Raw genomic sequence first — 15329 nt, 5'->3', positions numbered from 1 at the left:
TACTACCCTGGAAAAGTTCAAAGAGATATCTTAATGTTGTCAATATTTTTTGCTGGAATGAAGGGCTGGTTTAATCTATAATAAGGATATTCTTTTTGAAGCGGATCACATTTACCCGGAAAATAATGATTGAAATGACCCGTAAGCGTAGATTTACACACAAGAGCCAAGGGTTTGGCGGAGGGGGCAGTAGAGGGATTAGGATGAAGAAGAGAGACTTTACACTGTTTCTATTGGCTAGTGCTTTGCTGGGAATCACTCAAAGTATAGATACCTCATTTTTTAATAATTTCCTAAATGACAGTTTTCGATTAACTGTTTCCGAAAGGACCATCCTAGAAATTCCTCGGGAATTTCCAGGTTTTGCTGTAGTTTTTGTTTCGACACTTTTGCTTTTTCTGGGGGATGTGAGAATTGCAGTAGTCGCTAACGCCTTAGCGGCCTTTGGCATGATGGGCATGGGATTCTTGGCAGCTGATTTTAATGGCATGGTTCTTTGGCTTCTTATATTTAGTATGGGTCAGCATCTTTATATGCCAATCTCTAACAGCATTGCTATGAACCTTTCGGATCAAGCCAATATGGGTAAAAGGCTGGGTCAGATCAATGGGGCGAATACCTTTGTATTTCTCCTGGCTAATTTAACCTTCGCATTGATCTTTAAGAATATTAAAGTGAATTACCAAATGATCTTTCTTATTGGAGCGATTACTTTTTTATTGGCTGGATGTTTACTGATTCTGATGGTACCCAATAAACCTAAGAAGGCTAAGGGGTATAAACTCATCCTAAAAAAAGAATACACCCTCTTTTATGTATTAAACATTTTATATGGGGCAAGGAAGCAAATCTTTCTTACTTTTGCTCCTTGGGTTCTTATTAAAATCTTTAATCAAGGTGTTAGTACTTTTGCAACTCTAGGCTTTATTATTGCTGCAGCCAGTATTTTCTTTAAACCTTTCGTAGGCTACCTAATTGATAAACTTGGAGAGCGTTTCGTTTTAGCAGGGGAAGCTATCATTTTAATCTTTGTATGTCTCGGTTATGCATTTTCTAAAGAGTTCTTTGAAGGAATAGGCCGAGGAGAGCTAGCGATTATCTTTATTTTTGCCTGTTATATAATGGATCAAATGCTTATGGCATCAACAATGGCTCGAGCAACCTATTTGCGCCGAATAGCGATAGCGCCTGAGGATGTTTCTCCATCACTATCCATGGGGACTACATTGGATCATGCACTTGCCATGTTCATCCCTTGGCTAGGTGGTTTGCTATGGGCTGCTTGGGGCTATGAATATGTATTCATAGCTGGAGCTTTTATTGCCGCACTCAATCTGATTGCAGCCAGCCGCATTAAAATCCCTCAATCTGTAACAGTAATTCAGTCTGATTCTTGATCGAAAAACTCACTCAGATTACCATTTGTACATAAAACAGGTTATAATGAATCATATTAGCACCATTGGCAGTGGTTTAGTGCGAAGTCAGGTTAATGAATAAAAGAAGAGGATATAACTCATATGGAAACATCACAATCCTTTAAACAATTAGGAATCCACGCAGAGCTTTTGGAAGCTCTTGAAAAAGAGGGAATAGCACAGCCTACAGAGATCCAAAAAGCTGCAATACCTCTCATCCTAAGTAATCGAGATGTTGCAGGCCAATCCGAAACCGGGTCTGGGAAGACATTAGCCTATCTTCTACCCATCTTTCAGAAAATCGATCTGCCCAAGAGAGAAAATCAGGCATTAATTCTTACCCCTACTCATGAACTTGCCTTACAAGTTCATCGTCAAATCCAAAGCTTATCTCAGCATTTAACTGCAACGATTACCTCTGCAGCGATTATTGGTAATGTTAACATCACGCGACAAATTGAAAAACTAAAAGAGAAACCCCATATTATTGTTGGTTCTGCCGGTCGTATCTTAGAGCTTATCCAGAAAAGAAAGATATCCCCCCAGTCCCTGAAGACTATTGTACTCGATGAAGCAGATCAGTTGCTTGATGAGAAGAATATCCAGACAGTTAAGGCCGTGCTCAAGACGACCTATAAGGACAGCCAGATTCTTTTGTTTTCGGCTACTTTATCCCAAGAAACCATAGAGCGGGCGTCGGGCTTTCTTAAAGATCCGGAGGTCCAGAGGGTTACCATGAAAGCCGCGGTTGTGCCGACAATTACTCATCAACACTTTATGTGTGAGCAACGAGATAAGCTTGAACTTTTGCGTAAATTAGTCCGACATCTGGAACCAGCACGGGCTTTAATTTTTGTCAATAAAACTGAAGAAATAGAGAAAACAGTAGAAAGGCTTAAATATCATGGTTTAGATGCTGAAGCTATATCAGGATATTCTCAAAAGGAGAGACGTCGCAAAGCTATGGAGGATTTCCGCACGGGAAAGATTCCCTTACTGGTAGCCTCTGATCTAGCAGCCAGAGGTCTTGATATTAAGAATATTACCCATATCTTCAATCTCGATATTCCTGAGGATCCCCAACTTTATCTGCATCGGGTGGGGAGAAGTGGACGAGCAGGGCAAAGTGGGGTCGCTATTTCACTGGTAACACAAAGAGAACTGCCCCTATTACATAAAATTGAAAATGTCTTAAAAATATTAATACCTTTGCAGAGATTATCTTTCGGTAAGGTAATAGGTGAGAATCAACGGAAAGAACACCGTTCTGGGAAGCGGGGGAAAATATCAACCAAATAAACAAGCGAAAGCTCCCTATGTTAAAACATAGGGAGCTTTTTAAAAGTAGTTAGATATCCTTTTTTAAGTCAAACTCCTTGGGATAGGTCCTATCGATTTTTAACTCCCGCAGGTATTTGCCATCTTCTCGTATTTCCATGACATTTGAAGAGATGCCGATCTCAATATCAAGATCCTTTAGGAGTTTGATCTGACTGACATGGAATTCAAGATAATTATAATCTATATTGACCTGATAGTGAGTCACATTTTTCTTTTTGAATACTTTTTTAACTTTATGAATATCCTCGCCAAAGACTTTTGCCGATTTAAAGAAATAGTCCTTTGGGGAAAAGAACATAAGCGGGGATACCTTTTGTCCATAATTTTGCTGATAGATTTGTCCCGTTTGTTTATTCTCTAAGGAACAGTAATGAACGCCAAGCTTCAGCTTTTCCTCCAGTGCAAAGGCTATTAAGTCCAGACATTCCTGTTCGCTGCGCGAGATCGGAAGTCCACCGGCATACCAATAGTCATAAAGGACTTTAAAAGGTGGATTTTTTACTTTATAGCCCCGCTTTATAAACTCACCGGCATTGTTAAAAGGAAAGCAAAACTCCAGTAAGTTAATTCCGGAGATGCCAATGCGATTGAGTTCAAGGAGGACTTCTTTCATTTCGGCAAGACTTCCAGGCAAAACAGGCATTTCTACCATGACATCGGGTATGTATTCCTTGCTCAAGGCAATTCTCTCATAGACTTCCTTTTTAATGTGTTGAGGATCTTCCATTTTAATGCTAAAGCGAATTTCATGGAGACCAGCTTCTTTGAGGTCTTGGAGAATTTCCCGGTCGAGAAAATCTCCGGAAGTATAGAGACGGGTATGAGTTTTGGGGGACTTTTCTTTGGCTAAACGGAAGAAATCCAGCATTTCTTTTTTATGCAGCAAGGGTTCTCCTCCTGTTAAAGCAAGATGGGTTAGTTTAGGACCTTGCTTTATAAGCTGAGAGAGTTCACTTATTAAGTCTCTTTTGTTATGAGTGTAATGTTCATAATCCTCTTGATTTGGATTAAAGCAAAAATAACAATTTCGGTGACACATCAGAGAGATATACATCGTCACTGTGCCTACACCTTTTTGACAGGCTTCACAAGCTGAGGAGATCCAGGTGTTGATGATACTTTTATCAGAATTTCTAAAAGTCCCTTGTAATTGTCTAAGTCTTTCCAGTTTTTTCATGGTCTCTTCCTCGAGATTTTCATCCAAAGCCATGCCCGTTTGCTTGATTTGGTCAATAAAATGGTTATAGACTCGGGCATAAATCTGAGCATACTGATAAAACTCCGGGTTTTTAATTTCAGAAAGGTTTTGATTGTTGGTTTCGATGATCATACATGACTCCTTTTACGTAAATATTAAGTTAACTTATTATAACCTTCTTGTTATTTCATTGCAAAAGAAGCGCATATACCCTAAAATGAGTAATAAAAACATTTTTCGCAGATAGGAGAGAGTGCCTTTACATGAAAGAGTTTGCTAAGAAAGTCGCGGTAACGCTTCTTGTTATAATAGCCTTTGTTTTAATACCTGCTCTGATTTATTATACCTTGCCATATTTTACTCCCTTTATCTTTGCTTTGCTTTTCGCCTTGCTCTTGGAGCCCTTTAATCAATATCTCATGAGATGGCCTAGAATTAACAGGCCTATTGCTGCTAATATTTCCTATTTTATGTTTTTGGGAGGATTTCTTCTTCTTTCCTTTTTTTTAATCACGAAGATTATTACCGAGGCCTATGAATTAATTAAGTTTATTCAACGCAATATTCCTAATATCCAACTTTGGTTTAATGATGCTAATCAGCGCATCAATGAAATCATTTTAGTGTTTCCTCCGGAATTGGGTTCTCAGATTAATCAGGCGATTACTAGTTTTGTCAATGAATTATCCACTGTCAATTTGCTTGCTACCTGGGGCGCTCAAACCATATCCATTACGGCGTCTATTCCTATCTTTTTCATCACTTTACTGATCTTTTTTATTGCTCTTTACATGATTAATTTGAATCTCACGACGATGAATCAACGCTTTTTTTCTTATTTTAAAGATGAATCAAAGCCCAAAGTCATTGCAGTACTCGCAGATTTACGCAATGCAACCATTGGTTTTTTAAAAGCTCAAGTGATTTTAAGTACCCTTACCTATTTTGTTAGTCTTGGAGGGTTGCTGATTTTAGGCATGCGTTATGCATTGGTATTAGCCCTTTTGATTGTAATTGTCGATATTCTGCCCATTCTCGGCACAGGCTCCGTTCTCGTCCCATGGGGAATAGTTTTGATTACACTGGGAGATATTTTCAGTGGCATTGGCCTCATTCTTCTCTTTGTCATTATCACAGTATTCCGCAAGATTATTGAACCAAAAATACTTGGAGAGAGAATTGGCCTCGGCCCTTTATCCACTTTGATTTCTATATGGGTCGGTTTTAAAGTGATGGGAGTTTTAGGTGTTTTCTTGGCTCCCCTAGTGTTAATTCTATATAAAGCTTTAGTTAAGGCAAAAGTAATTCAATATCGCTTTAGTATTTAGCCGGATTCTTTCCGGCTTTACTTTTTACTGTCAGAAAGTATAAACTTGCGTTATATACTTTCTAAGCATAAGGGCAACCAGCGACTTCGCCTCATTTGCGAGCATGTGTCTCAGGCACGGCGAAGCCGGGTTTTCTTTATTACTTTGGACTTAAGATACTTCTCTCTACCGTGAAAAAGACTCCATTTTTGAGCAAGTTTATTAATTCTAAGATTTAGTTTATACTTTATTTAGAATCTGTTTACGAAAAATCAAGACGCAAAGGTTAGAATAAAGCTAAAGGAAGCTTCCGTAATATAAAAAGGAGTGAATCGATTTGAAATTAAAAAAGAAAACGGCGATTATCGCAGGCTTTACGGTGGGTGCTTTGCTCTTTGCCACCACAGCCTTTGCCGATATCGTCAGCAAAAGCGGTTATGATCAACTCAAAGACGGTATTAAAATTACTGCGGAAAAGGCCAGCAGTGAATATGACAGTTATACCATGGAAATGACAGCAGTACTTAAAGCTAATGGAAAGGTCCTGGAATCCAACAGTGCGGTGGATAAATTTGACCGAGTAAAGAAGGCTAAGGAAACCTCAAATACCTCTGAGAACTCCCAAGGACAGGTATCCACCTATTATTATTACAATGACACCAATACCACCATTCGTAAAGGTAGCGATAGTGATAAGATCTATGTGGGGGAATATCCGGAAGGACGAGAGTTTCATGTCTTTGATAATCCCTTTGCAGAAGATGAGTTTGAAGATGTGGAACGGATCGTTGATGCTGTCGTCGGAAGTCTGAAAGACCATGTGATTGTTAAGGAAAATCCCGATGGGTCGAAAGAGCTGTCAGGCTCCCTTTCGGAAATGCAAATCCCTACCTTGATCAATGCGGTATCCTCTTTTGTCTTAAAGCAGGAATTCCATGATTCAAGAATTAAGACTGGCTGGCCCAACCTTACTCAAGATATTGCCGTGAAAGAAGTGACGGGTTCCGCCTTTGTTAACAAAGAGGGTGCTTTAGAGAATATTCTGGCCCTTGCCACAATAACGGGTAAAGATCCTAATGGTCAAGTACACGAGTTGACTATTGAAATTCTGGGCAATATTAAAGATACTAATTCTACTGTCGTCACGAAACCGGATCTTAACGGTAAAGAAGTAGTTAAAGAAATCGTTAAGGATCGCAATGTGGTAAACAATCCTCAGAAGTTTGTAGGTACTTTTAAGAACAACATTGTAACAGAAAAAGATGGTCAACTGGTTAAAGCTGGGGAGAGAATCTTGGAGATAACCCATATTGATCAAAATGGCCTCACAGGCCGTTACCAAGAAGTGTATAAACCGAACTACGTCGGCACGGCCGGTAAGAGCGAAGAGTTTAGCTTTAACGCTACGTTCTTAAGCAAAGATATGCGTGATGCACGTTTTGAGACCGCCGCAGGTGACGGAAGCAATAAAGAAGGGCATATTTATCTTGATGATTATATGGGTAAAGTGAATTTTTATATCAATTCTGATTATATAGGCATGGACCTCATGTTTGACTCAACCTTTAATCCGGTCTTAGAATAGTTAGAACAGAATAGGTTAGCTGCCGGAGCCAACTCCGGCAGCTCCTTTATGGACTTCATCTGGAGGTTATGACATGGAAAAAGTCATTGAGATCAATAATCTCACGAAGCTTTATAAGAATGGTCGTGGTATCAACGATTTAAATCTGGATATCTATCAAGGTGAGATTTTCGGTTTTCTCGGTCCGAATGGGGCAGGGAAGACCACGGCCATGAAAATTATGACAGGATTGATTGCTCCGGACCGGGGCGATGTTAAGATATTTGGTCACAGTATACTGGAAGAGTATGAGAAAGCAATGGCTCATGTGGGCTGTATCATTGAAATACCGGAAACCTATCCCTATCTTAGTGCTTATGATAATCTAAGACAACTTGCCCGGTTTTATCAGGATGTGGATGGGAAAAGAATCGAAGAAGTCCTGGAATTAACCGGAATGCTCCGCTATAAAAATGAGAAGCCTAAGCGGTTTTCCCTGGGAATGAAACAACGCCTAGGTCTCTCGGCAGCTATTCTTTCCCGACCCAAAGTGGTCATTCTGGATGAACCCTTGAACGGTCTTGATGTAGAGGGAATGATAGATATCCGCAAGCTGATTTTACATTTGGCCGAGCAGGAGCAGACCACCTTTTTTATCTCCAGTCATTTAATTCACGATGTGGAATTAACATGCAATAAAATTGGCGTTATTTATAATGGAATGCTTCTCAATGTGCAAACAACTGAGGACATTCTGAAGAATTATGCCACCCTAGAGAATTACTTTGTGAGTGAGGTAGAACGCAATGGTCGTGTTTCAAGCAGCATTAATCAACGAGCTTGAGAAATTACGTAAAAAGAAGAAAGTCGTCGTAGCCGTCGTTCTTTCTTTGTTGGTGATTGTCGTAGGGCAGCTCTTGGTCATGGGAGTACGCTTAGGATTTGGTATCCGTGGGGCAGGAAGTGCTGATTTTTCGATGCTGGTCTTGTCGGTGGCTATTAATACTCTTCTCCCGCTATTTGCAGCCTTGGTGGCTATCGACAGCTTCTCGGGGGAATTTGCTCAGAATACAATGCGCATAACCTTGACAAGGCCTGTGAGCCGTTTTAAGCTGTTTTCAGCTAAGGTATCAGCCATCGGTATCTTTATTTTAGCCAATCTGGCTCTGTTACTTGTCTTTTCCTTATTGGCAGGACTTGTTTTTGATGGCGACTCTATGACTCTTAAAGGGATATTTCAAGGCATTCTTTCCTATGCAGTGAGTTTTATCCCTTTGTTTGTGATGGCATTGGGAATTGTACTCCTTGCTAATATACTTAAAAGTGGTATTTCTGTTTTCTTTGTATCTATTTTATGTTTTATTCTTTTTAAAGGTCTGGGAATGTTTTTTTCTCAATATTCCGGAATTCTCCTTACATCTTACTTTGATTGGTATAACCTTTGGCTGGCCAATTCTTTTCCCTTTATGAAGATATTGAGGGAATTCTTATTGATGTTGGGATATGCCATCCTGTTTTTCACAGGAGCTTATTATCTTTTCGATAAAAAGGAATTTTAGGGTGACAGAATGAATCTGAAAGGACGACTCATTTCAGCCAATGCTTTAACCGTAATCCTCCCGGTGGTGATTACGGTTATTACTGCTATGGCTTATATTTTTGTTGCCGGTAAACTATCGGATACAGAGCAAGTGTTTCGCAATACTCAAGAAGTTGCCCGGTTGACCATGGAATTAGTTGGCAGTGAAAATAGTGTTCTTCGCCAATATCCTGAGAAAATTGAAGATATTTCCTTCCAAAAGGAACTCCAAGCACGGATGGAGATCCTAAATGGTGAAGTAGTGGTACTTCAAGGAGAAAATGTTCTTTTTTCCTCTCGCAACTTAACGGCTATTGATGTGGTCAAGCTGAAAAAAGCAACGGTGCAATTCCGTGGTGCCCAGGTGGACTTTGGTAACCAATCTTACACTGTTCAGATGTTTGATGTATCTCGTGGAGAGACAGGGGAAGGGAACAAAACGACCCTCTATTTGCTTGTGCCTATAAATCCAGCCTCATTTAATACAACGAATTTTTTATTCTTTAGTGGACTAGTGTTCTTATTGTCCTTTATCGGGGCTAATGCTATTTCCTCCTACTATTTTTCTTTAAGAATTCTTTCTCCTCTCCATAATCTCCAGAAGGCAGCCATGGAAATTACATTAGGCAATCTTGACTCTGAAATCGTGGAAGAAGGAGACCAAGAGGTTCGTGAACTCTGCCGTGACCTTGAGCGAATGCGTATTCAGTTAAAGGATTCTGTGCATACCCAGCTCAGGTATGAGGATAATCGCAAGATGCTTATATCCAGCATTTCACATGATCTAAAGACCCCAGTGACTTCCATCAAAGGATATGTGGAAGGGTTATTGGACGGTATCGCCAATTCGCCTGAGAAGAAAGAAAAATATTTAAAAACAATATACCGTAAAGCAGAGCAAGTGGATACCATGATCGACGATTTGCTCCTCTATGCTAAATTAGATCTTAACCAAATACCCTTTAGTTTTGAAAAAACCAACATCAAAGAATTCTTATATGACGGAATCCAGGAAATAGAACCGGAAATGGAAAGAAACGGGATTAAAGTTCTCTTTGAAAGTGAGCTTAACACTGTTCAGGAAATTCCTTTGGATCGTGAACGAATGATGCGAGTCATTATGAATATTATCGATAATTCTCGCAAGTATATGGATAAAACAGAGGGGATCATAACACTATCCTTACGCGAAACCTATTCCAGTATCATCATTGAGATTAAGGATAATGGCAGCGGCATACCGGAAAAGGATGTAACTCAGATCTTCGAGCGATTTTATCGATCGGATACTGCCCGGAGTGAAATTAAAGGCAGCGGCTTAGGTCTAGCCATAGCCAAACAGATTGTGGAAGGACATGAAGGCAGGATATGGGCTGTAAGCCGGGAGAGTAAAGGGACCAGTGTTCTTATCTCACTTCCCCGGGGTCAGTAGTGAGCTGCTATTGGCATCATCGAAAATTCCCAAAAGGAGGGCAAACTATGAAACACATTTTAATTGTCGAGGATGACTCCAGTATTGCTGAGCTCGAAAGAGATTATCTGGAGGTAGCGGGTTTTGATGTCACTCTCTCCACAGACGGAGTGGAGGGGTTGAGAGCGATACAGAACAGTGAATTCGACTTAATCATTCTCGATATCATGCTGCCCGGCTTAGATGGATTGGAAATCCTCAAGAGTATGAAAGAGGATAAGGATATTCCTGTTCTCCTGGTCTCAGCCAAGAAGGAGGAGATCGATAAGATTAAGGGCTTGAGTTTGGGGGCCGACGATTATATTACTAAGCCCTTTAGCCCCGGGGAGTTGGTCGCTCGGGTAAAAGCCCATATTGAAAACTATGAGCGTCTTAAACAGCGCTTTAATGCAGGTATGAAAAAGCGTCAGTCCATCACGATTCGAGGACTAAAAATTGAAAAAGACTCGCGAAGAGTCTTTGTTAATAATCAAGAAGTTAACCTGGCTCAGAAAGAATTTGATTTATTGCTGTATTTAGCTCAAAACCCAAACCGAGTTTTTGGCAGAGAAGAGCTCTTTGAACGGATCTGGGGATTGGAATCTCTAGGGGATTCCGCAACCGTTACTGTGCATATTGCTCGGATTCGAGAGAAGACAGAGATAGATCCCTCCAAGCCACAATATATTGAAACCGTATGGGGAGCAGGCTATCGTTTTCGAGTTTAGCCTTCCATTTCTTTGCGATACTTAAGGGGAGTGGTTCCTAATTGCTCCTTAAACGCTTTGATAAAATAATTAGGGTTATTGTATCCCAGAGAAAGGGCGATATCGAGAATAGATAAGTCCGTTTCCAACAACAGTTTTTTGCTCTTTTCAATGCGCAGCTCGTTGACGAATTTGGTGTAGGTTATACCCATATGATGTTTAAACAGTTTACAAAAATAGGATTTGTTGATATTGAGATACTCAGTGATCCTTTTCAGGCTTAATTCTTCGTTGAGGTATTGAAAAGTAAAATCGATGGCTTTTTTAACATGAGGACTATAAACGGATGAGTTTATAGTTCTTTTTTTGTCCATGGGCGCCTCCTTTACATAGTGTAATTCCCATCAGGTAAGTGCATAACTTCACCTGCCGAAAACAAATTTAGTTAAGATTTTTGCAGAGGGGGGATGATATAGTCTTAATCAAGCGTTAATGACAATGATAATTATTATCACTCACTTCTTTGAATATACCAAATTCTAATTGCGAACGTCAAGAAAAAAGTGAGCTATTCGCCAGAAAAAATTTGAGCCATTAACGCCGGTAAAAAAGTCTTAGATAGGAGGTGGAACTGTGTAGCCTCAGCAAGTGCAAAAAGGATTACATAGGTATTGATTTCATCAATTCAATAATTTGCTTGTCTATAATGTTTGTATATAAAGGAGAGAGATGTATGAGAAAAATTAAATTTTTTAAATCAGCTGTTATTATGGTAACTTTTGCTTTGATGCTGACAGCCTGCACAAATTCAACTAATCAAGCTGTCAAACCTCAAACCAATGATCAAGTAAGCGAAGCTTCAACGGTTGAAATCACTGATGTTCACGGAACTGTTGCTGTTCCTGTAAATCCAAAGAATGTAGTTGCTTTGGACAATAGAACTTTTGAAACTTTAGCTGATTGGGGAATTGAATTAGCGGCTGTTCCAAAGCCTGTAATGCCTGCGGATTCACCCTATGTAAAGGATGAGTCAGTTCAAGACATAGGAAATCATCGTGAACCAAATCTTGAGATTATAGCAGCTGTAGACCCTGAACTTGTCATTATTGGTCAAAGATTTGCTAGCTTTTATGAAGATATAAAAAAGATAGTGCCAAATGCAGCTGTTATTGATCTTAATTTTGATGTTTCTGAGAAAGCGGATACACCTGGAGAAAACTTAGTCAATGGACTTAAAAACTCTACAATCGCTTTGGGACAAATTTTTGATAAAAATAAAGAGGCTGAACAATTGGCAGCTGATTTTGATCAAGCTATCAAAGATGCTAAGTCTGCCTATAATGGAACGGATACTGTTATGAGTGTTGTGGTTTCCGGTGGAAATATTGGTTTTTCAGCTCCTCATTCCGGACGTGTTTGGGGACCAATGTATGAAATTTTTGGATGGATTCCGGCATTAAAAATTGACGGTGCTTCCTCAGATCACCAAGGTGATGATATTTCTGTTGAAGCTATTGCCCAAAGTAATCCTGATTGGATTTTTGTACTAGATCGTGATGCTGCAGTATCCTCTACAACGGATGCAGTTCCGGCTCAGGATGTTATCGATAATTCACCTGCTCTTAAAAACACAACTGCTGTTTCTGGAGGACGGATAGTTTATGCACCAGCAGATACTTACACAAATGAATCAATACAAACTTATCTAGAATTATTTGAAAAGCTCGCCAATGCTTTAGCTAAGTAGTTAGTATAAGGAGTAGAACATAGTGCCGGAAAATGTAATACAAAAAATGGCTGGGGCTGAGTATTCTCAGCCTCAGCGTTATAATCACAATAAAATATGGACAAAACCTTTTACATTAGCGATTCTGGTTGTTGTCATTGCAGGTATTTTATCACTGTTTACTGGAGTTTATGATATACAAGGACAAGTAGATGGAATGGACATGTTTTTCATAACTCGTGTTCCAAGAACAGCGGCCCTAATGCTTACTGGAGCTGCAATGTCAATGTCAGGACTCGCAATGCAACTTGTTACGCAGAATCGTTTAGTGGAACCCACCACAACAGGAACTGTTGAATGGGCAGGTTTGGGACTTGTTTTTGTTTATTTGTTTTTTCCTGCACCAACTTTAGTTCTAAGAATGACTGGTGCCATCATTTTTTCTTTTGTAGGAACTATGATTTTCTTTTTGTTTTTGAGAAGAGTTAAACTTCGTTCGTCTTTAATTGTCCCGATTATTGGGATGATGCTTGGAGCGGTTATTTCGGCAATTTCCACTTTTATTGGCCTGGTTTTTCAAATGACGCAAAATATTGAAACTTGGTTTGTAGGTTCTTTTGCATCGGTTCAAATTGGCAGATATGAATATTTATGGCTGGTTGTTATAGCTACTGTTCTTATTTTTATCTATGCTGATCGATTGACTTTAGCCGGACTGGGGGAAGATGTTACAACAAGTCTTGGCTTAAATTATAATAAGATAGTTCTTCTTGGTACTGCCCTTATTTCTTTTGCCGTTGGAATTGTTGCAGCTGTTATTGGCAATTTACCTTTTTTAGGTTTAATTGTCCCCAATATTGTTTCAATGTATAGAGGCGATGATCTCAGGAGTAATCTGCCTTGGGTATGTGTGTTGGGAATGGGTACTATAACACTTTGCGACATAATTTCTCGAACAATTATCATGCCTTTCGAAGTACCTGTCTCTTTGATACTTGGAACAGTGGGGGCAGTCCTATTTATTGTTATCTTATTGAGACAAAGGAGGCTAAGATGAGCCAATTAGTATATAGTAGTAAGGAAAATATCGTAATCGATTCTAGCCTTCATAATGAAGATAGATCAGCTAGAGCTTTTCGTTCTAAGAAAGAAGAAAAACGTTATTGGATTTTGCTGATAACATTGATTGCTTTGGGCGTTCTTTCTTCCTATGGTCTTTTGGTTTATAACAATCCAGTTCCAGTAGATTCCCCTTCTTTTATCCCAGTTGTTAAAAGAAGGATGGTAGCTCTTGTTGCCATGGTTATTCCTGCAATTTGTCAGAGTTTGTCGACCGTTGCTTTCCAATCGATTACGAATAATAGGATTATAACTCCTTCACTTTTAGGTTTTGAAGCACTTTACTCAACAATTCATACGAGTACCATGTTCTTTTTTGGTGCTAGTATATTTATAGGTTTTAATGGTGTTGGCTCATTTGTATTTCAAGTTATTGCTATGGTTTTGATGTGTTTGATACTTTATGGATGGTTGCTTTCCGGAAAGTATGGAAATTTACAACTTATGCTTTTGGTTGGGGTTATTATTGGAACTGGGTTGAGGTCTTTATCAACTTTTATGAGAAGACTTCTTGCGCCGTCTGAGTTTGATATTTTACAGGCCAGATTGTTTGGTTCTGTAAATAATGCGGATTCCGGATACTTTCCTGTTGCAATTCCCATTGTCATCATTGCAGCATTACTTCTTCTTGCTTATTCTAAGAATTTAAATGTAGTGTCGCTTGGCAAGAATGCCTGTACTTCTTTGGGAGTTAATCATCAATTTAGCGTAATTTATACTCTTATATTAGTTGCTGTTTTGATGTCAATATCAACGGCTTTGGTTGGACCACTTACTTTCTATGGATTTTTAGTGGCAACCTTGTGTTATCAAGCGGCACCAACTTATGATCATAGATATATTTTTCCAATGGCTTTTGCTATAGGATTTTTGATAATAACAGGTGCCTACTTTTTTATGTATCATGTATTTAATGCTCAAGGTGTAGTTTCAGTTATTATCGAAATGTTTGGTGGAATAACATTTTTAATTGTAATTTTAAGGAAGGGAACTTTATGATCGAGATTGCTAATGTTAAAAAGGTGTATACTGGTGAGGTGGAAATAGGACCTTTGAATATTAAGATACCAAAAGCTGGTCTTACTTCTTTAATTGGACCCAATGGTGCCGGAAAGTCTACGACACTTTTAATGATTGGAAGACTTTTGAATATGGATGAAGGCCAAATTAAGGTGGCGAATATGGATGTTTCTGAATCTAAATCAAAAGACTTGGCAAGAATTCTGACTATTTTGCGACAAGAAAATCATTTTGTAACGAGGCTTACAGTTAGACAATTAGCTGGATTTGGACGTTTTCCTTATTCAAAGGGAAGAACAACTAAAGAAGATGAGGCTATTATTTCTAAATATATCGATTTTTTAGGTTTGACTGATCTGGAAAATAGATATTTAGATGAACTTTCTGGTGGTCAAAGGCAAAGGGCCTATGTAGCAATGGTTTTGTGCCAAGAGACTGAATATGTACTTTTGGATGAGCCGCTGAACAATCTCGATGTTGCTCGTTCTGTTCAAATGATGGAGCATTTGCGGCATGCTGCTAATGAATTTGGCAGAACAATTCTGACTGTTCTCCATGATATAAATTTCGCAGCCAAATATTCTGATCGAATTTGTGCTATGAAAGATGGAAGAATTGCCGCTTTTGGAACAGTAGAAGAGGTGATGGACCCAGAAGTTTTGACAGATATTTTTGAAACAAAAATCGAAATTATTGCTGGTCCTCATGGGCCAGTAGCGATTTATTAGTTATAATTTAAACTGTTGAGAGAATACAAAAAACGGCAACGGGACAAAAACGATGATTGAAGAACTGGAAGCGGGTTTGTAATATTCCCTGGGACTTGTCAGAAGGGGCGGTTCACACGATGAGCCGCCTCTTCTATTTTTTTAATTTTTAATCACCGTCTAAATGTGCTAT

14 protein-coding genes are annotated in these 15329 nt (G+C 39.1%); 12 read left to right on the top strand and 2 right to left on the bottom strand.

Annotated elements, in window-relative coordinates:
• Positions 1-203: 203 nt before the first annotated feature.
• Together DESPCE1_RS0111610 and DESPCE1_RS0111605 are read left to right on the top strand one after the other, a co-directional pair.
• Complete coding sequence (locus tag DESPCE1_RS0111610; protein ID WP_019850567.1) at positions 204-1397, top strand: MFS transporter; 1194 nt, start codon at positions 204-206, stop codon at positions 1395-1397.
• A gap of 123 nt (positions 1398-1520) precedes the next feature.
• Positions 1521-2717: a DEAD/DEAH box helicase gene (locus tag DESPCE1_RS0111605; RefSeq protein ID WP_019850566.1), complete on the top strand. Its 1197-nt coding sequence runs from the start codon at positions 1521-1523 to the stop codon at positions 2715-2717.
• A gap of 49 nt (positions 2718-2766) precedes the next feature.
• On the opposite strand, the gene DESPCE1_RS0111600 is transcribed toward DESPCE1_RS0111605, so the two are convergent.
• Entirely contained in the window at positions 2767-4089 is a 1323-nt protein-coding gene (locus DESPCE1_RS0111600) for a radical SAM protein (RefSeq protein ID WP_019850565.1), read from the bottom strand.
• A gap of 131 nt (positions 4090-4220) precedes the next feature.
• Here DESPCE1_RS0111600 and ytvI point away from each other — a divergent pair, with 131 nt between their 5' ends.
• The 6 genes from ytvI to DESPCE1_RS0111570 all read left to right on the top strand — a co-directional run bounded on the left by ytvI (position 4221) and on the right by DESPCE1_RS0111570 (position 10585).
• On the top strand, positions 4221-5285 hold the full coding sequence (gene ytvI / locus DESPCE1_RS0111595; RefSeq protein WP_019850564.1) for a sporulation integral membrane protein YtvI: 1065 nt from the start codon (positions 4221-4223) through the stop codon (positions 5283-5285).
• A gap of 316 nt (positions 5286-5601) precedes the next feature.
• Entirely contained in the window at positions 5602-6849 is a 1248-nt protein-coding gene (locus DESPCE1_RS0111590) for a hypothetical protein (protein WP_019850563.1), read from the top strand.
• A 73-nt stretch (positions 6850-6922) separates the two neighbouring features.
• The gene (locus DESPCE1_RS0111585; RefSeq protein WP_014794191.1) at positions 6923-7672 is read left to right on the top strand and encodes an ABC transporter ATP-binding protein; all 750 of its coding nucleotides are present in this window, start codon (positions 6923-6925) and stop codon (positions 7670-7672) included.
• Entirely contained in the window at positions 7635-8387 is a 753-nt protein-coding gene (locus tag DESPCE1_RS0111580; protein WP_019850562.1) for an ABC transporter permease, read from the top strand. The genes DESPCE1_RS0111585 and DESPCE1_RS0111580 overlap by 38 nt, the downstream gene beginning before the upstream one ends.
• A gap of 9 nt (positions 8388-8396) precedes the next feature.
• Positions 8397-9839, top strand: a complete 1443-nt coding sequence (locus tag DESPCE1_RS0111575; protein ID WP_014794189.1) for a cell wall metabolism sensor histidine kinase WalK — start codon at positions 8397-8399, stop codon at positions 9837-9839.
• Positions 9840-9886: 47 nt separating this feature from the next.
• A complete protein-coding gene (locus DESPCE1_RS0111570) occupies positions 9887-10585 on the top strand; it encodes a response regulator transcription factor (RefSeq protein ID WP_014794188.1) in 699 nt (232 codons plus the stop codon).
• On the opposite strand, the gene DESPCE1_RS0111565 is transcribed toward DESPCE1_RS0111570, so the two are convergent.
• A complete protein-coding gene (locus DESPCE1_RS0111565; RefSeq protein WP_019850561.1) occupies positions 10582-10938 on the bottom strand; it encodes an AraC family transcriptional regulator in 357 nt (118 codons plus the stop codon). The genes DESPCE1_RS0111570 and DESPCE1_RS0111565 overlap by 4 nt on opposite strands.
• A 359-nt stretch (positions 10939-11297) precedes the next feature.
• Here DESPCE1_RS0111565 and DESPCE1_RS0111560 point away from each other — a divergent pair, with 359 nt between their 5' ends.
• Genes DESPCE1_RS0111560 through DESPCE1_RS0111545 form a run of 4 tightly spaced genes read left to right on the top strand, consistent with a single transcriptional unit; the run spans position 11298 to position 15157 of the window.
• Positions 11298-12311: a siderophore ABC transporter substrate-binding protein gene (locus DESPCE1_RS0111560; RefSeq protein ID WP_019850560.1), complete on the top strand. Its 1014-nt coding sequence runs from the start codon at positions 11298-11300 to the stop codon at positions 12309-12311.
• Between the two features lie 22 nt (positions 12312-12333).
• Positions 12334-13347: an ABC transporter permease gene (locus DESPCE1_RS0111555; RefSeq protein WP_019850559.1), complete on the top strand. Its 1014-nt coding sequence runs from the start codon at positions 12334-12336 to the stop codon at positions 13345-13347.
• Positions 13344-14408 (top strand): iron chelate uptake ABC transporter family permease subunit, encoded by a 1065-nt coding sequence (locus tag DESPCE1_RS0111550; protein WP_014794184.1) that lies wholly within the window; start codon positions 13344-13346, stop codon positions 14406-14408. The genes DESPCE1_RS0111555 and DESPCE1_RS0111550 overlap by 4 nt, the downstream gene beginning before the upstream one ends.
• The gene (locus DESPCE1_RS0111545; RefSeq protein ID WP_014794183.1) at positions 14405-15157 is read left to right on the top strand and encodes an ABC transporter ATP-binding protein; all 753 of its coding nucleotides are present in this window, start codon (positions 14405-14407) and stop codon (positions 15155-15157) included. The genes DESPCE1_RS0111550 and DESPCE1_RS0111545 overlap by 4 nt, the downstream gene beginning before the upstream one ends.
• Positions 15158-15329 lie beyond the last annotated feature (172 nt).

The sequence above is a fragment of the Desulfitobacterium sp. PCE1 genome, assembly GCF_000384015.1.
Classification (GTDB): domain Bacteria; phylum Bacillota; class Desulfitobacteriia; order Desulfitobacteriales; family Desulfitobacteriaceae; genus Desulfitobacterium; species Desulfitobacterium dehalogenans.
This window is presented reverse-complemented; position numbering and strand designations above follow the sequence as displayed.